At 61.1% G+C, this 19,504-nt stretch carries 14 protein-coding genes; 1 reads left to right on the top strand and 13 read right to left on the bottom strand.

What is annotated here, in order from left to right; all coding sequences use genetic code 11:
• Positions 1–15: 15 nt before the first annotated feature.
• The 12 genes from QQM37_RS13205 to QQM37_RS13150 all read right to left on the bottom strand — a co-directional run bounded on the left by QQM37_RS13205 (position 16) and on the right by QQM37_RS13150 (position 15,672).
• Positions 16–1,614: a radical SAM protein gene (locus QQM37_RS13205; RefSeq protein ID WP_337250253.1), complete on the bottom strand. Its 1,599-nt coding sequence runs from the start codon at positions 1,612–1,614 to the stop codon at positions 16–18.
• A gap of 96 nt (positions 1,615–1,710) precedes the next feature.
• Positions 1,711–2,649, bottom strand: coding sequence for a ribonuclease HI family protein (locus QQM37_RS13200; RefSeq protein ID WP_285728079.1), 939 nt, complete (start codon positions 2,647–2,649; stop codon positions 1,711–1,713).
• Between the two features lie 22 nt (positions 2,650–2,671).
• Positions 2,672–4,117: a hypothetical protein gene (locus QQM37_RS13195; protein ID WP_285728078.1), complete on the bottom strand. Its 1,446-nt coding sequence runs from the start codon at positions 4,115–4,117 to the stop codon at positions 2,672–2,674.
• Positions 4,099–5,580 carry a hypothetical protein gene (locus QQM37_RS13190; RefSeq protein WP_285728077.1) on the bottom strand — a complete coding sequence of 494 codons (1,482 nt, stop codon included), beginning with the start codon at positions 5,578–5,580 and terminating at the stop codon, positions 4,099–4,101. Before QQM37_RS13190 ends, QQM37_RS13195 begins: the two co-directional genes overlap by 19 nt.
• Positions 5,581–5,625: 45 nt before the next feature.
• Positions 5,626–6,105: an SRPBCC family protein gene (locus tag QQM37_RS13185; RefSeq protein WP_285728076.1), complete on the bottom strand. Its 480-nt coding sequence runs from the start codon at positions 6,103–6,105 to the stop codon at positions 5,626–5,628.
• 26 nt (positions 6,106–6,131) lie between these two features.
• On the bottom strand, positions 6,132–7,112 hold the full coding sequence (locus QQM37_RS13180) for a TIGR03086 family metal-binding protein (protein WP_285728075.1): 981 nt from the start codon (positions 7,110–7,112) through the stop codon (positions 6,132–6,134).
• Positions 7,109–7,462, bottom strand: a complete 354-nt coding sequence (locus QQM37_RS13175) for an ArsR/SmtB family transcription factor (RefSeq protein WP_285728074.1) — start codon at positions 7,460–7,462, stop codon at positions 7,109–7,111. Before QQM37_RS13175 ends, QQM37_RS13180 begins: the two co-directional genes overlap by 4 nt.
• A gap of 10 nt (positions 7,463–7,472) precedes the next feature.
• Positions 7,473–9,620, bottom strand: a complete 2,148-nt coding sequence (gene brxL / locus QQM37_RS13170) for a BREX system Lon protease-like protein BrxL (RefSeq protein WP_285728096.1) — start codon at positions 9,618–9,620, stop codon at positions 7,473–7,475.
• Positions 9,621–9,652: 32 nt separating this feature from the next.
• Positions 9,653–12,166 carry a BREX-1 system phosphatase PglZ type A gene (gene pglZ, locus QQM37_RS13165; RefSeq protein ID WP_285728073.1) on the bottom strand — a complete coding sequence of 838 codons (2,514 nt, stop codon included), beginning with the start codon at positions 12,164–12,166 and terminating at the stop codon, positions 9,653–9,655.
• Positions 12,163–13,407, bottom strand: a complete 1,245-nt coding sequence (locus QQM37_RS13160) for a Shedu immune nuclease family protein (protein WP_285728072.1) — start codon at positions 13,405–13,407, stop codon at positions 12,163–12,165. Before QQM37_RS13160 ends, pglZ begins: the two co-directional genes overlap by 4 nt.
• On the bottom strand, positions 13,404–14,354 hold the full coding sequence (locus QQM37_RS13155) for a BREX-1 system adenine-specific DNA-methyltransferase PglX (protein WP_285728071.1): 951 nt from the start codon (positions 14,352–14,354) through the stop codon (positions 13,404–13,406). The genes QQM37_RS13160 and QQM37_RS13155 overlap by 4 nt, the downstream gene beginning before the upstream one ends.
• 100 nt (positions 14,355–14,454) lie before the next feature.
• Positions 14,455–15,672, bottom strand: a complete 1,218-nt coding sequence (locus QQM37_RS13150; protein ID WP_285728070.1) for a tyrosine-type recombinase/integrase — start codon at positions 15,670–15,672, stop codon at positions 14,455–14,457.
• A 61-nt stretch (positions 15,673–15,733) separates the two neighbouring features.
• Between QQM37_RS13150 and QQM37_RS13145 the strand changes: the two genes are divergently transcribed.
• Positions 15,734–16,888 carry a BREX-1 system adenine-specific DNA-methyltransferase PglX gene (locus QQM37_RS13145; RefSeq protein ID WP_285728069.1) on the top strand — a complete coding sequence of 385 codons (1,155 nt, stop codon included), beginning with the start codon at positions 15,734–15,736 and terminating at the stop codon, positions 16,886–16,888.
• Between the two features lie 35 nt (positions 16,889–16,923).
• Here the strand turns inward: QQM37_RS13145 and pglX are convergent, their stop codons facing one another.
• Positions 16,924–19,503 (bottom strand): BREX-1 system adenine-specific DNA-methyltransferase PglX, encoded by a 2,580-nt coding sequence (gene pglX, locus QQM37_RS13140; RefSeq protein ID WP_285728068.1) that lies wholly within the window; start codon positions 19,501–19,503, stop codon positions 16,924–16,926.
• Position 19,504 lies beyond the last annotated feature (1 nt).

The raw sequence follows: 19,504 nt of genomic DNA, 5'->3' as shown, positions 1-19,504 counted from the left end.
GCTGGCCCCTTTGGTTCAGCTGGCTGTCGTGGCCCGGATCGGGAGCTCGCGGCGCCCGGTTGCGGTGGAAATGCGTCGTCGGGACAGTGGCGCCCAGGCCTGTACGGCGCAGAACGGTGCGCACTGGTGCCCGCCGGTCGATTCATTGACGGTGGCCACATGGACGCAGCACTGGGTGAGCCGCTCCTCGATCATGGTGTTGATGTCCATAAAGGGCTTCACCGTCACGCGCAGGACGCGCTCGCCGAGCATGGCGCGCAGGCGTTTGTGCTGACCGGGCAGGGTGGAGGTGGCCAGCGCGGTGAGGGTTCCGATGCCCAGATCGCAGTTCTGGCAGATGTCCTTCCAGATATCCCGCATCGAGGGGTGCGAGAGTGAGGACTGCTCGCTGAGCAGATCCATCAGCGAGCCCTTGACCGCATTGCGCAGCGCCTGCGGAATGGCATTGTCCGCAATGCGGTTGGCCAGCAGATTGGGTTCCAGATCCAGGAATTCCTTGAGCCGGTCATGACCGATCAGTGCGGTGAGCGACTTCCAGTCCCCCGCATCGTCCCGAAGCAGGTACCCCACCGAGCAGCAGTGCGGGTGGCTGCACGGCAGGGCCGTGAGATCCCGCCAGGTCACCCTGCCACCGGTCTGGCCCTCCAGACGGCTCAGCACACCGCCGTGGGTGAGCCGTTTCTGCGGATCCACGCCGGCCGAGCGTCCCGATCCGAAAACCGGCTGGATCGTCACGCCACCCACGTAGGGGGTGTTCATGGCGCGGTCGATGACGAGGCCGATCTCGCCATCGTTCACACCCAGCGCGGCCGTCATGGTCAGCGTCATGAAGACGCCGGCTGCGGAGAGGCGCTCCACGGCCCGCTGCTTGAAGCGGCGGATGTCCGCACCTCGGTGATAGGCCGAGGCCTCGGCACTTTCGCCGTCATACTGCAGGTAAATCTCCACCCGCTCGCGGTGCTTGCGCAGGGTCTCGACGAAGGCGTCATCCTGCGCGATCCGTAAACCATTGGAATTGATCAGGATCCGCACAATGGGCCGCGCCACCAGGTGGTCGAGGAGTTGCTCCAACCAGGGGTAGAGCGTGGGTTCGCCTCCGCTGAGCATCAGCACATCGATCCGACCGTTTTCGCGTTCCAGCCGGGCGTCAACGGAGGCGAGCACCTCAGCCAGCGGTGCGACGGCGCTCGCGGCGGGGCTCGATTCGGCGAAGCAGGTGGGGCAGCGGAGGTTGCAGTGATCGGTCAGGTCTTCGAGGAGAATGCAGGTGTGCTGGGTCTGCATTTCCGGCAGGCCGTCCTCATAGGCGGAGGGAACCGGTTTGAAGTTGCCCCTGGTATCCGGCCCATGCACCTTGGTGGGTGCCGTCCATTCCTCCAGGTAGGACAGGATTTCCGCAGACTCGTCGTAGAGCGTGCTCACCAGGCCGTGTTTCTGGCAGCCCCGCTCCAGCCAGACCTGCTCGTCCCGGACGGCGAGCCAGCCGGAGAGCCGCTGAACCTCGGAGAGGGGCGCGTCCGGGGACTCCTCGTGACAGCTGGGGCAGAACGCGTTCACGTACCGATGCACCCGGTAGTCCCGCAGCGGCATCCCTTGACCAGGCTTTTGATTCACCTTGTCATCGTAAGAGTCGCCAGCGAATCCGGTCAATTAATCCAGAAAATGACCTAAAAAGGGTTTCATGGTTGCCGGGCTCAGGTTTTCGGGTCTCTAGGCTTCCGGCGTCCCCTGATGGAATCGCAGTCGCCACTGGCCCTGGTGGCGGAGCCAGAGCGAGCTGCGCAGCGCAGCGCCGTTCATGCCCAGGCTGCGGTAGGTCAGCAATATGGCATCCTCGGTCAGAACAGCGGCGTTGAGCTGGTCGATCAGTGGTGCCACAAAGTCTTCTGCCATGGTTGCGATCAGGGCATCCCGGGACCACAGCCGTCCGGAGGCACCGATTTCCTCGAAGTCCGGGTGCAACAGGACCGCCACCCGGCTGGCATCCGCCCGGATGGCGGGATCCAGAAGCTGCCGTTCGAGCGCAATGACGGCCTCGGCGGGGCTCACGGACGCTGGTTCGAAGAGATCCTCCTCCAGGCTGGAGAAAAGATCGAGCTGCGTTTGCGGATCTTCGGGTTCGCTCGGTTTGACACTCAGCGATTCAGCGTTTTTCAGCGCTTCAGCGTTCCTCAGCTGGGGCCGTCCGGGGAACCCTGGACCCACTGGGGGCTGCTGACCCTTCTGGTACGCCGTCGCGGCACCGCGGGCCCGCGCATCGGCCGCTTCGTTGAGCTCATGCCCGGCGTGGCCTTTCACCCACTCGAACTCGTAGCGGCGCCCGGCCAGTGCGGCATCGAGCTCCTTGAGCAGCTCGATATTGAGCACCGGCTTACCATCCGCCTTGCGCCAGCCCTTGCGCTTCCAGCCGGGCATCCAGGCGGTGATGCACTTGATCACATACTGGCTGTCGCAGAGGATCTTCAGCGGCTCTTCCGGCAGATGGGCGGTGGCTCGGAGCAGATCAAGGACCGCCATGAGTTCGCCCTGGTTATTGGTGCCGTGAGGCCAGCCGCCGGCCTGCCAGGTGTCGTCATCGACGTACCACGCCCAGCCAGCCGGTCCCGGGTTTCCCAAAGCGGAACCGTCCGCTGCAGCAATGATCGTCATAATCCCATTTTAGGAGGCTGCTTCAGGAGGCTGCGTTCCAGACCTCCTGAAGGAGTTTGGCGAACTGCTGGGCATCCGTGCCTGATTCGAATTTGCCCAGGGTGGGCTGCACCTTGATGGTGCTGCCGACCGTGAAATCTGCACCGTAGGGGTACACATGACCGGAGAGAGTGGGTGCCCTGACGTAGACATGCAGTCCGGCCGGAGCGAGCGGCTTGAGGGCGGCCACCATGGCCGTCAGCTCAGCGGTCGAGGCGTTTGCTGGCGACCATGGCACCAGGAGGCCCAGGGTGTCGCCATACTCCGGGTAGGACTGGGCCACGGCAGCCGCCAGTCTGACCTTGGTCAGCAGCTCGGCGGGCTTCGCCTGAACCAGGAAGGAATCGGGAAACTCGCCAAGCGGGCCGGTGAGTTTCGGGTAGGGGCCAAGGCTTGAGGTCGCCGCTCCATCGATCCGGATTCCTGGCACCTGCGCGAATTCCGGGATGCTGCCCAGGTGTGTGGCCAGGGCGATCGCTGCCGCGCCGCGCTGATCAACCGGAAGGGACGGCAGGGCGTAGTAAGCGGACTTCGCGCCCACCACCTCCAACGCGGCAACCCCCGGATTGTTGATGGCATCGGCAATCAGGGCGTCCGTTGGCGCCGGGCCGGCATCCCCCGTGCGCACCACTTTGCCGCCGCGCACCGTCACGAACTGGTTGCTGGGATCCGCCTTTGCTGCCTGGTTGAACACCTGCGGCACCAGGGATGCGGAGGCAATGGTCAGGTCAGCCGCGCCGTTCTTAAGACGTGCTGCCAGCACCGCGGTCTGCGCGCTGGCTGCCTGGTACGGGGCGATCACTCGGTCGAGGACTGCGGTACCACCCTTCAGGGCAGCCCCTTCACACGAGGCCTGTAGCTTCTGATCCTTGCTGAGCGCAAAAATAGGCCAGGTGCCGAACAGCGGATCCGACTGCCTCAGGGTATAGGCCTTCTGAAGTGCCCCGAGGAAATCGCTGTCGCTGGCCTGGATCGAGATCCCCCTCTGATCGAGGAACGACGCTCCCATCGTTGAGTCGATCGCCGCTGCAGCTACTCCGGGGTCTGCTTTCAGCGTGTCGTAGAGGCGCTTGACCGCTGCGTCATGGGCGGAATCCCCGGTGAGGCCGCGCACCAGCCCGGAGGCGTCCACGCCCACGCCGCCCAGCTGATCCGCCAGGCCCTTGTGCCCGGAGAGGTAGCTACCCACCGCACTGACCGCGGTTTCCACCGCATCCGGGCCGAGCCCGGCATTCAGGACGATGGTGGCTGTTTTACCCGTCGAGACACTGGCCACGCCGGGGATGGCGCGCATGGCGGTCTCGAAGTCCTGAGCCTTCCGGGGGTCCTGGCCTGGGACACAGGCGGAGACGAAGAGAAGGGCCAGCAGAGTCAGGACCAGAACTGGGAGCCGCCGCAGCGAGGTGTTGATCATCCGGGTGAGTTCCATTCATCTTCCAGGGCCTGGGCCAGGGTGGTCACAGTCTGAGGTATCGCGGGGCACCGGGACCCGCAGCCGCCCTGAGGATGGCTGACCGAAATCTGCCCCCCGGTGGTGAAGCCTCCGATGACGGCAGACGGCGAGTTCTGAGCGGAGCCGACCGGCGGTGAGGAGCTGAGCACCACCACCTGCAAACCCGCCGGAACGGCCGGCCTGAGGGACTTCGCCAGGGCTTTCAGATCGTCCGGGGTGGCATCAGCCAGCGTAGCGGGCAGGCGCAGAAGCAGACCTGGGCCGGTCTGCGGAAAGAGCTGAGACGAACCGGTGGGATCAAAGAACTTGGGGTTATAGGCGGCGACGGCGGTGGCGATCCGCACCCGATCGGCAAGCTGCGAGGGCGCGGCGGACACCTGGAAGAAGTCGCCTCGCGAGGTTTCCTGCCCAGCCCGGATGCCGATCTGTGTCAGCTGCGTGTACTGAGGGATCGTCAGCAGCCTGCTGGTCAGATCCCGCACCGAGGCGGCCCGCAGCTCCGGAGTCTGCAACGGCAGTTCATACCAGGTGGATTTCTCGGTCAGCGTGAGGCTGACCAGGCCGGGGTGGGCTACCGCATCGGCCAGCAGGGCATCCGTTGGCGCCGGGCCGGCGGCACCACTCCTCGTGATGGCCCCGCCGGTGACGCGCACTGTCAGGGCGGGGGAACTCTTGGTGGCGGCATCGAACGCCGAAACGACCAGGGCCGGGGACCCGATGACCAGTGCGGCCGACGCGGGATCCAGCGTTGCGGACGTCACCGGCGCCACGGCGAGCGCAGCCTGGTAAGCCGCCACAGCCGCATCCACCGCGCCGGTGACGCCCCGGCTGTCTACTTCGCTGAGGCTGACTTTCGCGTTGGTGCTAGTGACCGTGACGGACCAAGTCCGGGCAACCGGATGGGTATCACGTAGCTCAACGGCCTTCCGGTAGGCGCCCAGAAAATCGCTGACCGAGCTGCGCAGCGAGAAGGCGCCCTCGCCCTTCGGGCCGCTGATGCCAAGATCCGCCCCCACGATGTCCGGGTCTGCCCGGAGCTTGCGGTACAGGCCCACGATCCCGGTGTTCGTCTCCCGTGACTGCGCTACGGCAAGGGTGAAGTCATCCGCCGCCACGCTGACGTCCCGAAAAGAGAGACCGGCACCGGAGTGGTCATTGAGGTACTTCCCCACCTCATGGACCACGGTTTCCACCGCATCCGGGCTCAGATCAGCCTGGAGGATAACCGTGCCGCTCACTGCTCCAGCGAACGGCAGGTCATTGGTGCCGCCGGTGGTGACCTTGTCCACGCCAGCGATGGCCTCCATCGCGGCTTTGAAGTCGGCCGCGCCCTGGCTGCCGCGGTTCACGCCACACCCGGCGGTTGCCAGCAGTGCCGCGATCACCATCAGCAACACCGTCACCCGCGCAGGGAACCGCCGGGCGGAGAGCTTCATCATGCCGCTTAGTATATTTGCTGGAATTTTTGGGGTCCAGCGGAGACGCTACCGGGCGAGTACCTGCTTCAGACCCTCAAGTCCGGATTCGAAGTCCTTGCCCACCATCTTGTCCATGCTGAATACCTTGGCGAAGATCCGGGAGAAGAGTGTCTTATTCTCCCCACTCATCGTCCAGGTCACGGTGGTTCCGTCGCCCTGCGGAACCACCGTGAACAGGGTGTGATTATTGGCTTTGAAGGGTTTCAGGAAGTGAAGGTCGATGTCGATGCTGCCGCTGCCGTCCGCGGAGCTGGCCGGCGCCTGGGAGGCTTCGATCGTCATCGAGCCTGATCCCGCCTTCTTGCCAGCCCACTCATAGCGGGCACCCGGGCCCGCATCCGGGCCGGAGTAGCTCTTGGCCATCTCGGCATCGAGCTTCTCCCAGGGCGACCATGCGGTCCAGCGGTGGAAGTCATTGATCTGTTCAAAGACCTCCTGAGCGGAGGCGGGAATGAATGCACTGCGGCTCACGGCGAAGGTAGACATGGGCTCAGCATAGGCCTTCCGGGTTTCTACGCGGTTACGGGCTGACGGCCGGTGAAGGCGATCAGGCGGCTCAGACCGTCTGCGGCCTCGCTGATGTCCTGCGCGGGCGCGAAACTGCCCGAGTCGCGGACCGGCTGGGAAATGACGTTGCGGGCGATCGTCTCCACTTGAGCGCTGAGCTCCTCCGCGACGGTCAGCGGGATACCGCAAGCCTGCGCGAAGTCCCAGGCATGCACCAGGAACTCGATATTGAGAATGCCCGCCGCCACCTCTGCCGGCAGCTCGGCCCGGAGTTTCACGGTTCCCTCGAGTCCACGACGGGTGAAGGCCTCCAACGCGGCCTGAGCCAGAACAGCGATCCGCTCCTCTGGCGTCGCATTCTGGTCGTCTTCCACGGTGGCACCGACCGCCCTGCCGACCGAGAGGAGCGAACCTGCCAGATGGTCCAGCAGCTGGCTCACTGTGTATTCGCTGCAGGGGGTGGGCTTGTCTACATCCCCTGGCGTCACCCGGCGCAGGACGTTCAGCAGGACGGCGAGGCCCGACTCGGCCGTGCGCAGCAGCGTCATCTCCGCAGGGTATGCCGACCACGGGTCGAAGCCGGCGTCATCGTCCGTGGCAGCTGCGACCATTCGCTCCATGAAGTGATCCCAGCCCTCGGTGTGGCCGGGCAGCTGCTCGGCAGTGAGGCCGTCATGCTCGAAGAGCACCTCCGTGGCCTCTCCTGCCGGGGTGAAGGTCACGGTGACGGTGGAGGAATCGGGGGCGAGGCCCATAGCGTCACCCTCCCAGCCGAAGCCGAAGACCACGCGCTTGCCCGGCTCGATCTCACGGAAGGTGCCCACGGCGTGGTTGCCCGGGGTGACGGTCCAGCGGTATTCGCCGCCGACGCGCAGGTCAACGCGGGCCACCACAGCCTGCCAGCGGCGCAGGCGTTCGGGCTCGGTGACCAGGGCGAAAGCCTGGTCGGGACTGACGGGCAGGAGGACTGTTTTGCTGTATTTCATGGCGAATCCTTGGGATGAGTTTCTGGGGCTGACTGCGTTGCTTTTGTTGCGCCAGCGGCGAGGCGCTCGGCATCCCGCACCAGCAGATCCAGCTCGGTATTCCAGAACTGTTCCACCAGGCTGCGCAGCTGAGACATGCCAGCGGGATTGAGGCGGTAGTAGCGGCTTCTCCCCTCCTTGCGGGCCACGACAAGGTCCACGCTTTCGAGGAGGAGCAGATGCTGCGAAATGGCCGAACGGGTCACCGTGAAATGCCCGGCCAGTTCCGTGACAGTGGTTTCGCCAGCAGCCAGAAGGTGCAGGAGCTTCCTTCTGTTCGGCTCCGCGGCGACCTCCAGGGTGTCTGGCATGATTGATACGTTAGTGAGTACTAACGCTTTGTGTCAAGGGGTGTTCACGGATGTACGTCACGCCGAATGCCCGCACTTGGCGAAACTCCTGGCGACTACTACCGAAGTCGAACCAGCCGCCATCGGACTTCTGGAAGATATCGAGGCCGCGGCCAAGGTTGATGCGCCAACCGGTGTCGGCCCGGATCCAGCGGTCATGAGCACCTGGATCCTTGGCAATCTCGAGTTTGATGCCTTGCTGAGCGGCCGCGCGCACGATCTCGCTCAGCATCTGGAGTTGCTTCTTCTGGTAGTCCGGATCCTCATCGAGCAGTGTGAACAACCTGAAAGTAATCTCATCGGCTGGGTCTTTCGCAGCGGCGATCACGGCAAGCAACTCCACGAGGTTGCGGCCCTGGTGACTCAGACGAATGTAAGGATCGTGGAGCTCAATCACGGTAGCGCCCGCTAGGTAGGGCATCAGCAAAGACTCAAACGAAATTCCTCGCTGGTTCTCGACGAAGTCGCGCTGCCCTTGAAACAGCTCGGCCTGGGCAGGCTCCGAGGGCAGCAGAGTTGGCTCGCTTGACGAACTACCTCCTACTGAAGCGTTTACCCTTTCCGGTTCCATCACAGCTTCGTCAGCGGACATTCCAGACCGCCCACGGTGATAGTAACCTGGGTATTCGTCCTCCTCCAGGGTGGTAACCGCGGTCCATTCGTCGGCCAGGGACTGGTAGCCAAAATCCACGGCACTCATGGTGTCGTCGATGCGGAGGATCTGGTCTTTGACACGTTTGCGACCCTCAATCGCGAAGCGCAGGATCTCTTCGATCTCTTCGGCAGTGGCTTGCTCATGTGGATAGAGCAACTTCATCAGGCCAGAGAAAGTCTTGTGGATGCCGTCCCGATCACGGGTGGAGATATCCGTGCCGAGGGTGAAGTGCTGTTGGTATCGGTCAGAGTAGTCAAAGTTCCGCATCGATTTGAGTACCTCTGCGATGTAGTCCACGACGAAGCCATAGCCGCTCGAGAACATCTCACTGCGGATCGTGTCGATCTCCCAGCCAGGAATGTAGAAGTGCAGGCGGTCCAGGTAGGCCGAATCGTGGTAGCTTTCGGGCAGCTCATCGAACAGGTCGGAGTGCTTGAGCATGTACGGCACTGTGTGTGAGGTGTTACCAACGAACACCATCGATGCCTCTGCACCGAGCGGCTCGACGCCACGGGAGAATGACTTGTTGGCCATATAGTTCTTCATGATGTCGACGAGCGCCTTGTCGGTTCGCTTTTTATTTCCTGCGAACTCATCGAAGGCAACGACGTCCCAGTAGCCGACTAGGCCCAGACGGCCATTGGCATTGTTGACGAACAACTTTGGGACAGTGATCTCACCGCCGGAGATCAACATGCCGTGGGGCGAGAACTCCGAGTAAATATGCGACTTGCCGGTGCCCTTAGGTCCCAGTTCGACGAGGTTGTAGTTGCGCTCCACGAAAGGAATCAGGCGAATGAGCTGAAGCAGTTTGGCACGCCGCCCGAACATTTCCGGATTGAATCCGATGGACTGGATCAGCAGATCAATCCACTCATCGGTTGTGAAATTCGCCCGCGCCTCGAGGTACCCCTGATAGTCGAAGTTGGCCATCTGGATAGGCTTAAGCGACCCCAGAATCCACGGGACCACCCGGGAATCGTCGCCATGGAAATATTCGATGTCGCACAGGCACCAAACTCCGCTGACGAGCAGTTTCTGATTCGCCGTCACGGTGCTTGGGTCAACGAGCACCCCACCGATACCGAGATTCGAGAAAGACGCTTGGTAGACGTCCTCCTTCTCGTTGAGGGTGACACTGACCTTGTCGATGATCCGGAAGCGGCCTTTTTCGCGGATGCGGGACTTAATCAGCTCTGACTCGCTGCGGTGAACGTAGTGCTCCGCAAGGATCCGGCGGACAGTGTCAATACCCTCCTGGATGCCGACTTCGACATCAGTCGCGGCATATTGACCGAGCAGATACTCGAGCACGTAGGAGGGAACAATCGCGTTGCCCTTAACCGACTTGACGAGGTCCTTGCGCACGACCGCGCCAGCGAAATGCTCATTGATCTTGCGGTCGAGCGCGCTCTGCTCGATCGGCGACTTCTCGAATACGTCGTCGAGACCATCAGCGATCATTGCCTCGAAGGTACGGTCAATCTCATCGCTCATCAGAAATCCCACCCGTCATCGCTCGCGAAGGCGCGCTTCATCAGGTAAGGCGCACTCTTGTATTTCTTCCACTGGTCGGTACCGTCGATTGGCTCCGAGAGGCGGAACTCAACTCGCTGGTTGTTCGCCTGACCCGCATCCATGCTCAGCAGAAGCCTGACGCTCTGAAAGCGGTCCCGACCTTCAGCACTCTCGGAATCGAACACCATCTCTTTTTCGTTGGAGATCAGCAGTTCACCGAAGTAGAGACCCGCGCGCAGGCGCCGCGCCGGTCGCTGAGGTTCAACCTTCATCGATTGTTGAAGCTTGACGACGATCTGACCCGTGGTGATCTTGTCCGTCTCAGGGTAGATGTCAACGTTCACTGGTTCGACCGTGGTGGAGCGCCCCTTGTTGATTGCGACGACTGGCACCACAATTTCCTGGAGCGAGGCGCCCCCGTGCACGAACTGGAACCCGGCGCCGGGCTTGACGATCCGGTGGATCGAATTGGGAATTTGAACTTCAAGCTCGCTCGACAAGCCGAGCTGTCTGGGTTGGAAAGTTCTGAAGGCGGCGTTCTCCTTCAGCCCACGACCGAGAACGTAACGACGGTTCTCCACAACGACGCTGTCTCCTTGCGGCTTTACGGTCAAGTTGAACTGTGGCGCAAGCTTAGAACGCTGGTAGAGGAATCCGTGGTCGGCAGTCACAAAGATATTGGTCGCGTTGGCGTTGACGAGCTTCTTTACGATATCGATGAGCTCATCGATTGCCTCTGCGGCAGCTTTGAACGTGCGGCGCTCCGAGGCGGCCTTGTCACCGGTCGCATCGATCGTGTCGTGGTACACGTAGAGCACTTGATGCAAGGAGTACAGCTCGCGCCGCTCGTCATTTCTCATGTCAACGAAGTCTTTTGCCTGGATCGCAGCGCCATCGACACTTTTGAGGATGTTGTTACGGTTCGCCAGGCCGTCGGACCTCAAGCCATCGGCCAGGACTGGATCGCCATCCGGCGAATGAGCCAGCGTGTCGTGAGGCAAGAGGGCCGCCATGCCTAGCTGTGTATAGCTGGGCAGCACTCCCAGCATGGCCTCAGTTTTCGCATTGAACTTGTCCAGGCCAAGAATCCTTGACTCTAACTCCTTGGCGACCTCGTAACGCAGCGCATCGGAGATCACCACCACGGCTTTTTTATGGCCACCCTTCACGAGCGTGGCCACATGCTTCTGGTAAAACGACGACTGCGCACTTAAAGCACGAGCACTCCACTGATCCACCGTGTCAACCTGTTGCTGCCAGCTCATACCGAGCGGCGAGAGAAAGTCGGTAACGTAGGCAGCCTCGACTCGCTCCGCCAGCATGTCGAGGGGTTGCTTGAACTCTGCGGTCTGATAGGCGTAGGTGAATTGGCGATAGAGCTGATCGATGCGGAACAACTCATCTCGATACCGGCTCAGCCCCTCGTCGAAGCTGGTGAAGTCCAAGCGCGCCGTGCGAATCATCGGCAGGAGTTCAGCTGCAGCCGTCAGTGCTTCGTAGAGTGCCGCGTAGTCATCGAACCAGAAGCTGTCACGGCGGCGGGCGCTGATGGTTTCAAGGATGTCTCGCTGCGGCAACGTCTGAGTGGCGATCGCTTCGACCAAGCGACGGATTACCTCTCGCTCGGTCGCTTCAAAGATGTCAGTCTCCTTGAGGGACTGCCAAGCGATTTCAGCAACGTGATCCTTGTAGTTGATATCGACCTCAGCCTTGTTGGCCAGCGCCTTGATCGCGTCCGCGCTACGTTTGGAATCCCTGAAGCTGCGGAAGTCGATTGCGAGGTTTCGCGCACCACTCGAGGACGCGACATCGAAGCCATCGCGAGCCTGCTGGAACATCCACAGAATGAAGCCAGGCATGGTCGGCGAGTCTGAGCTGTACCCGTAGATCTTCTTCGCACCGTCCCAGTGGAAGTCAGTAAGACCAAATTCCGACAAAGCTCCGACCTCAGTCGAGCCACCCTTAGTGTGCTCGATCAACAACGTCCGGGTCAGTTCAGAGAAGCTGTGTTCCTTCTGCCCTATCACCACGGCGGACATCTTTGCCCTCACCGTCTTGAGATCGTCGCCTGGCATGAGTAACTTCTTCAGTTTTTCAACCAGCGTGGCGTCTGCGAAGAAGGAGGCATGCTCTGCGATCAGTGCCTCGGCATCAGCACCGTGCGAAGTCAGCCCCAGGCTGGCGCTCATCAACGCACCACGGTCTGCTGTGAACGCTGGCCCATAGGCCAGTTCCACATCGAGCAGCCAGTTGTCGACTCCTTCGAGAACGGGGCCCGAACGGTAGAGCAGGAACTGAGCCGTGGGGTCCTGGCGGAGGATGCGGTGTTTAATGGCAAACTCGTTGTCCACGACCCGCAGCACTGTGACGCCGCTTGGCACTTGGTTCTCAAGATCGGGCTCATGGCCGCCGTCATGATCGTGCCAGACCACGATCCGCTTCTCGGCGAACCGCGCAGCGAGGTGGCTCGCGATGGTGGCTGGATTACTCATTCCGCGGCTTCTCCTACAGAGTCGCCGGGCCTGTCCAGCACCAAGCGTTTCGAAATGGCCGCGATCGAATTCTCCAGCCTGCGCAACAGATCATCATAAGAGATGATGTCGACCACGTTGGAATACTTGCGCCGTATGATCTCCAGATCGAAACGTTCGCCTGGCAATAGGTTGGCGTCACGCCCGGTCAAGATGAACGCCTTCGGGTTGGCGATGCGCACGTCAACACCCGATGGCAAGGCACCTGCATGCTTCGCAGCGATTTTACGCTCGCCCTCCCGTCCCGACTTATTGAGGTGAAAAAGATACTTCTCTGCCTGCATAATCGAACCCGATAGTTCACGCACGGGTACATGGTTGTCCCGATAGCGGCGCGACGACACGAGTCCGCGATCGAATGGCTTCTTGATCTCGATGATATCCACGTAGCCGTTCACTCCGACGAGCATGAGATCGATATATCGATTCGTCGACTTATCCGCGTTTGAGTACTGGTCTTTTACTAAAACGTTGTCGAGAACTGCTATATACTGAGGGAAGATCAGCAAAAACAGATCCGAAACGGCTGCCTGCCATTCTGCCTCAGAATAGCTTTCAGCCTCGACCAGCATCTCCTGCAGGCGAGTCCGGATGTAGATAAGTTTTTCGAACTCCAACTCGTTCGCTGCCGGGGCCCGACCATGCATCCGAGCAGGTGCTGAGGCTGCGGACTTCCTTCTTCGATCCATATGCTTCGCAAGGCGCAATTCCGCGTCCGACACCGTTGCAAAATATTCCTTGAGCACCCGCGTGATTCGAGTCTCCGCATAATACTTGAGCTCAGTGGACGAGGGAAAATTGTTCAATAAACGCACGAACTCGCTGACCGGCATTGAATCGTCCCGCTCTCCGCCAATGACGATTTGCTGATCAACTAGCTCGTCGATGTGACGGAAGACCGAGATGCTTCGTTCCGCTACGAATGTCTTCGGACTCAACGAACACTCAACATCGATGAGCAGATCGTGTTTAATCTGGAGAACCTCCTTGCGGATGCTGCGATAGCCCTGAGTAATCGTGCCGACCACGAACTTACGTTCGTCATTGCCACTCGGCAGAGCGTCCGCCTTCCGTACTGTAAAGGTTCTCACGAGGGTGGCTTCCCCACCGGCCCTCAGCTTCGAGTCAAGCCATTCCGGTCCAAACTGATCCGGGGAGTAGGTCAACACGACCTGACCTTGTACATCTTGGAAGGTGATCACTCAGCCACCTCCAACCCGGTGATCTTCCGCAGTGCCGGGTAGAACTTCGGGTAGTTCACCTTCACACCATCATCTAGGTCGATGGCGAGCTGCTGGGTGGCGAGTGGGTAGAGGACGTCGTGCTCGTAGTCGCGCAGCTCCACAAGAACTTTGCGCAGCCGGTCCGCCTCCTTCTGCTCCTTCGGAGATGCAGTGCCCTCTTCCGCACGGTGAAGCACCACCTCCAACTTGCCCCGGTACTCGCGCAGATACTCATTCAGCACTGTAGAGACGGTTGAAGGCGTGTAGCGGTGTAGGTAGATCAGTGCGTTGAACGAGCCCTTCGGCGAAGAGAACATCCAATAAATCGGGCGCTTCTTGTAGCGCTGCAGGTGGTCGTCGTAGAACTTGGATTTGCCTGCCCTCGTGATGAAGTAATCGCGCATAGTCTTCACGGCGAGTGACTCTTCGACGAAGCGCAGATTCTCCTCGAAATGTTCGGCACCAAAAGCAACGCGCAGGAACTGGCGGAAGCGTTCGACGATGTCGTCCTCAAACCAGCCATCGTCGACGAAAGGGATCACGTTGTCGGCATCCGGCATGAATGTGGGAGAGGGAACCTTAGCGAGATAGTCCTCAAGGGTTGCCGCCTGATCCGCCAGCATCAGTCCGGGCTCATCAAGGCTATAACGACCTAGCATGCAGCCTACGGCGTAGGAGATCAGATCGACAATGGCCGACTCCGTGAACAGGACCTCGCGCTCCTCAGGTGTCTTGTTCGGCCACCGGAAGGCTGAATTGTTGGTGAGTGACACGCGCTCAAGCGGTACATGTGAGCTGACCTCGTCCTCGAGTCCGTAGAGTCTCGCGACGGCCTCGTTATTCTCGATCTCCAGCTGTTGCTGCCTGCGTGAGCGCGCCGCCCACTCTTCTCGATGCTGAGCAACGGTCTGTTCAAGCGTCTTCAACGGGGCTCCTTAAGAGGCGTCGCCGGGTTGTCAAATACACAGTCGACCGGCCCAGGGACAGAAGGGTAGCCATAGGGGTAGCCGAAGTACGTCTCTCAGACTACCTTCCAAGTCCGACCATTTCCGCGGACACCGCAAGCGCCGCTCGGGTCCTCGCTCTGTCTGTGTGCAAGTAGGACTGTGTACTCAACACTGAGGAGTGCCCGAGTACTGCCTTGATCGTGGTCTCGTCGATCCCGTTGGCCAGCATCAGGGTCGCGGCGGTGTGACGTGCCTCGTACAGTAGCGGCCTCCGGCTGCTGCCGTCGGGGAGTGTGACCGTTACCTCTGCCTCTCTAGCGATCTCGTACCACTCCCGGCGGTCCTGTTCCGCCGATCGCGGCTTGCCATCGTGACGGGGCCAGACGAGCCCGCACGGAGACGAAGGAGCGCGTTCCGCCCAGGATGTGAGCGCCTCGACAAGCCAAGGCACGATCGGAATGACGCGACTCCCGGCTCGTGTCTTAGGCCGGACCAGATGGTAGGCGCCATGGACTTGGCGGGACTCAAACCCGCGAGGAACCCGGAACCCGCTCTCAGGTTGTCTGAACTCAACGTATGGCAGCGCCTTGAGTTGCCATGCAAGCGTCATCGTCTCGGCCTCGAGATCCACCATTTCCCAGGTCAGGCCCAGCGCCTCCGCAGGGCGCAACCCTTCTACGAGCGCCGCAACCCATCGCGAGGCATCGGGGCGGGTGACTGCCACAGCGAGCAACTTCTCCGCGGCGTGTGCGCTCAGGGACTGTCGCGGGGAGTGCCCGGTACCTGGGCTGCCCGCCTCCCGGGCGTGTTGCGGGACCCGGTACCCCTCTGCAACTGCCTCGGAGAGGATCTTGCTGAGCACCGCATGTGTGCGCTGCATGGTGACGAGTGCCAGACCTGCATCTTCCTGGGCCGCCGTGACCTTGCGAATGTCAGCAGGCACAAGAGCATCGAGGCGCAGATGCCCTATAGCCGGAACGATCCACCTGTTGACTCCCGAGCGGTCAGAGACGTAGGTGCCGGGCCGAACGACGCGCTGCCGCTGTTCGAGCCATCGATCGGACCATCGCTTCACCGTGATACTGCCGCCCATTTGGGCGGCAGATCCCTCATCCGCAATCCGTCGCTGTACCTCTGCGAGTCGGGTGCGGACCGCAGCCTCCGTACGGGCCTTCGCCGTGATGCGGCGCCGTGCGCCGTGCGCCGTCCATCCGGTCTCGATCGAAGCAACCCATTGGCCCCGGGAGTTCTGATAGACCGACCCAGTTCCCTTACGGCGCTGTTTGCCCCTATGCATGGCTCCATGGTACGCACGATTGCCCCGGCCTGCAGGGTAGCCATCAGGGTAGCCATCGATGATGGGTGCTGAAGCGGTGCCACATGTTGTAGAGGCAGGCATCACGACACGAGGGCAGCCGACCACAACACAGTTCATGAAGGACGAGTACCCGACCGGAAAAGCCGATCTAATGGCGGCATTTATGGTCCGTTCGCAAGAACTCGCGGTTCATCGCGGCACCTGGGCGATGATCAATCTCCCATCATGGATGGCACTGAAGTCGTTCGAGGAACTGCGGCGCGATCTGCTTGGAGATCAGCGGATCGTGTCCATGCTCCACCTTGGACGTGGCATCTTTGGGTCTGACTTCGGATCCGTCGCTTTCGTGGTCGACAGCGCTCCAGCCAACTCAGCGATTGGTGTATATCGGCGGCTCTTTGAGCAGCATGTGGACGTCAGGTCAGTATCGGCGGTCGAGGCGCTGTTCCGCGACTCCGCCTACAACCGCTACGAGGTGTCGCAGACGGACTTCGCCGTGATCCCAGGATCTCCTATTGTCTACTGGCTTAGTGAAAAGATGCGGGCCGTTTTCAGTGTTGGTGACCGGCTTGGCGAGGTTGCCTCGCTGGCCGTAGGTCTCCAGACGGGGGACAACAATCGGTTTCTTCGTCTGTGGTGGGAGGTCCCGAGTCGGCGCACCGCGTTCACCTGCCGGTCACGCGAAGAGGCTGTGGCAAGCGGCGCCCGCTGGTTCCCCTCCAACAAAGGTGGCGAATTCCTGGAGGGTTACGGCAACCACGAGTACGTAGTCACCTGGGAACATGATGGCGCCGAGATTGTCGACTTCAAGCCCCGCTCCGTGATTCGTAACCCCAAAACTTACTTTTCACCGTCAGTGTCATGGTCCGACATCTCGTCAGGAGAGGCTGCCTTCAGGCGCTACCCCGCGGGGTTCGTCCACGATTCAACGGGCCACTCAGGCTTTGGAGCGGAGACCATTCTCGGGAAAACCGTGCTGCTCTTGAACTCAAGATACGTCATGGAGGTCATGAAGGTGCTCGCGCCGACTATGCACTTCCATATCGGGTACGTCGGGCTGGTCCCGGTTGCACCCGGCGTGAGAGAGCTTCCCGCCAGAGCTGCCGAGGAACTGGTCGAGACATCCCGAGAGGACTGGGACCTGTCCGAGACATCGTGGAACTTTGAGCGCAATCCCCTGGTCGCACTTGCTTGACCATGTGGGGTCAGCGGGTGCCATGGAGCCGATTTCTACTTCGCGCCGAAGAGGGTGACCAGCGGGTTCTGTGTGAACTCCCAGGAAATCTCGAAGTCGTCCCAATCCGCCTTAGCCTCGCCGATTGCTATTGCGGCGCGGGTAGCTCCGTAGTCCACGGTTGCGTCTGCGATAGGCAGACCAGAGACCTGTCCCACCTCGTAGTTGAGCGTTGGAGCGATCGCAGCCAACTGCTCGAGTGCTATTTGCGAGTTTACGAAGGACAGCAGGCCCGCCCGCTCACGATCTGTGGTCGCGAAAATCGAGGTCCCTGCGACATCGTAGATGAACCCAGCAGGATAGGCCCGGAAAGCCGGAGCGCCGCTACTGATCTTGGACCATGACACTGACGGTGAAAAGTAAGTTTTGGGGGTACGAATCACGGAGCGTGGCTTGACGTCGACACTCTCTGCGCCCTCATGTTCCCAGTTGACTACGTACTCGGGGTTGCCGTTCCACTTCCGGAAGTCGCCACCTTTGTGGTAGGGGACCCAGCGGGCGCCGCTAGCCACAGCCTCTTCGCGTGACCTGCAGGGGAACGCGGTGCGCCGACTCGGGACCTCGCACCACAGACGAAGAAACCGATTGTTGTCAGCCGTCGCGAGCCCTTGCCGGAGATTCGCGACTTCGTTCAGCGGACGGCCGGTTGCGAAGGATCTCCGCATCTTTTCACTAAGCCAGTAGACAATGGGAGATCCTGGGATCGCGGCGAAATCCTCACCCGATGCGAGGTGGAACCCGGAGTCGGCCCTGCGTTCTTTGAGAGCAACGCGGAGGTTCTGTTCTTTGCGTTCTGATCCGAGCGGCTCCAGGCGGATGAATGGGGCGCGCCGGTCTTGTGTGCCAGCCATCGAAAGAACGAATGCCGCGTTGGCTCCGAAAATGTCGGGGTGGTTGGACACATCCCGCATGTGGACGAAGGAGTCAAAGGCGTGGCCTGTGAGCAGCCGAATTCGCATAGCTTCGAACGATTTGATGGACATCCAGGTGTCGCCGATCACAATGGCGAGTAATCCGTTGCTCGAGGCGAGGTCGATCCCACGGACCACGAAGGCGCCGTAGAGGTCCTGTTTGACCTCCGGGTATTCGTCCTTCATGAACTGTGAAAGGAGGGCGTTCATTTGCTTCCCGCCCATGTATGGCGGGTTCGCAACGACCACGGCGTACTTTCGGGCCAGAACCGCTGCTTGGTGAAGAACGCAGCGAGCCTTCTCGATGGTCGCGCTGGTCCAAGCCGATTCGCCGCCCAGGTTCGACCCGGTGAACAGTTCAACGAACCCATGCGTCCGGTCCGCGTCAGGCTGAATCAGTGAGCCGAAAACATCGGCATGTTGGAAGGTCTTCCAGAAGTTTTCAAACTCGGTCTTCTGCCGTGATTGGCGCGCATCGGCAGAATCGGGGCCACCCGTAATCGTCCACAGATCATCAAGTTCATCCGGCGCAAAGTGGATCGGCTCGATCACGCAGATCTTCTGCTCGATGCGCTTTTTGAAGAAGCCTCTGTCCTTGGAGCGCGCCTTCATCGTGAGCGCGAAGGCCGCAAGCGAGCCTGCACGAGGGTCGATCTCGGTGCCGTGGAGGTTGTGCCTGAGGATCAGGCTCGGGATCTCCGAGGGCGCATAACCTTCCTCCTCGTATATCGCGTAGAGGAGATCGAAGGCGTAGGTGAGCATGTGACCCGACCCGCAGGCTGGATCGATCACCGTCAGCTCCTCTGGCCCCGAGACCTTCAGGAAGTCGGTTTCATCGTCGATGGGTGCGATGTAATAGTCCATGCGGTCGACGAGCCGGGAGGCGGGCCGGTTGAGCATCCATAGCCTGCCGACCGAGTTCTCCACCAGGTAGCGGACGATCCAGTGCGGGGTGAAGAGTTGGGTGGCTGCAGGAATCTCATCTGCGCCAGCCTTTTGATTTTTCTTGAACCCCGCGAACACCTCGTCTTTGCGCTCGGAAACATAGAACTGGTAAAGCCAGCCGATCACCTCAACGTCATCACAGACATCCGCCGTCAGCACCTCGCGCGCACGGGTCAGGATCGCACCGTCTGCCAGGAGCCCCGACGGGACGAGCAGCTCCGTGTAGTCACCTTCACGCTCGAACATAAACGGCATGGCCTTGTTCCAGTAGCGGCAGTATTCCGTCAGCAGTAGCGCGTAGGCCTCGCCCTCGGCGTCGGTGCTGCGACGGGTGCCATCGAGCAGGCCCATGATTGCCTCAGCAGAACGGGCGGTTGTGACGACCTCAGTATCGAGGTGACCGCGCTTGGCATCGGCGAGGATCTCAGGCTGACCGTGGCTATGGCCGTGGGCGGGTGAGACTACGCCGCTGTCGGTGTATCCACAGGCATCCATATAGCGCAGCGCGATCAGACGGTTGAACCAGGTGTACGCAACTTTGTCGATCACCTGCTGTTGTCCGTACTTCGCGATCTCGGCTTCGAGTTGCCTCACAGTCTCGCCGCGTTCGCTGCGCGCAACAGAGCCGATGGCCAGTACTGAGGAGACCCGGGCCGCAACGGAAGCGAGCAGTTCCCTACGGGCGCCGGCTGCGAACCGCTCCAGAGGCTTGGTGTCCATG

The organism is Psychromicrobium xiongbiense, from assembly GCF_030271165.1.
GTDB lineage: Bacteria > Actinomycetota > Actinomycetes > Actinomycetales > Micrococcaceae > Renibacterium > Renibacterium xiongbiense.
This window is presented reverse-complemented; position numbering and strand designations above follow the sequence as displayed.

Bases quoted from the DNA above. Each gene is read 5' to 3' on its own strand.
- QQM37_RS13145 (WP_285728069.1), top strand. From the start codon at position 15,734: ATGGGTGCTGAAGCGGTGCCACATGTTGTAGAGGCAGGCATCACGACA.
- pglZ (WP_285728073.1), bottom strand. From the start codon at position 12,166: ATGAGTAATCCAGCCACCATCGCGAGCCACCTCGCTGCGCGGTTCGCC.
- QQM37_RS13200 (WP_285728079.1), bottom strand. From the start codon at position 2,649: ATGACGATCATTGCTGCAGCGGACGGTTCCGCTTTGGGAAACCCGGGA.
- QQM37_RS13175 (WP_285728074.1), bottom strand. From the start codon at position 7,462: ATGCCAGACACCCTGGAGGTCGCCGCGGAGCCGAACAGAAGGAAGCTC.
- pglX (WP_285728068.1), bottom strand. From the start codon at position 19,503: ATGGACACCAAGCCTCTGGAGCGGTTCGCAGCCGGCGCCCGTAGGGAA.
- brxL (WP_285728096.1), bottom strand. From the start codon at position 9,620: ATGATCGCTGATGGTCTCGACGACGTATTCGAGAAGTCGCCGATCGAG.
- QQM37_RS13180 (WP_285728075.1), bottom strand. From the start codon at position 7,112: ATGAAATACAGCAAAACAGTCCTCCTGCCCGTCAGTCCCGACCAGGCT.
- QQM37_RS13195 (WP_285728078.1), bottom strand. From the start codon at position 4,117: ATGGAACTCACCCGGATGATCAACACCTCGCTGCGGCGGCTCCCAGTT.
- QQM37_RS13150 (WP_285728070.1), bottom strand. From the start codon at position 15,672: ATGCATAGGGGCAAACAGCGCCGTAAGGGAACTGGGTCGGTCTATCAG.
- QQM37_RS13190 (WP_285728077.1), bottom strand. From the start codon at position 5,580: ATGATGAAGCTCTCCGCCCGGCGGTTCCCTGCGCGGGTGACGGTGTTG.
- QQM37_RS13185 (WP_285728076.1), bottom strand. From the start codon at position 6,105: ATGTCTACCTTCGCCGTGAGCCGCAGTGCATTCATTCCCGCCTCCGCT.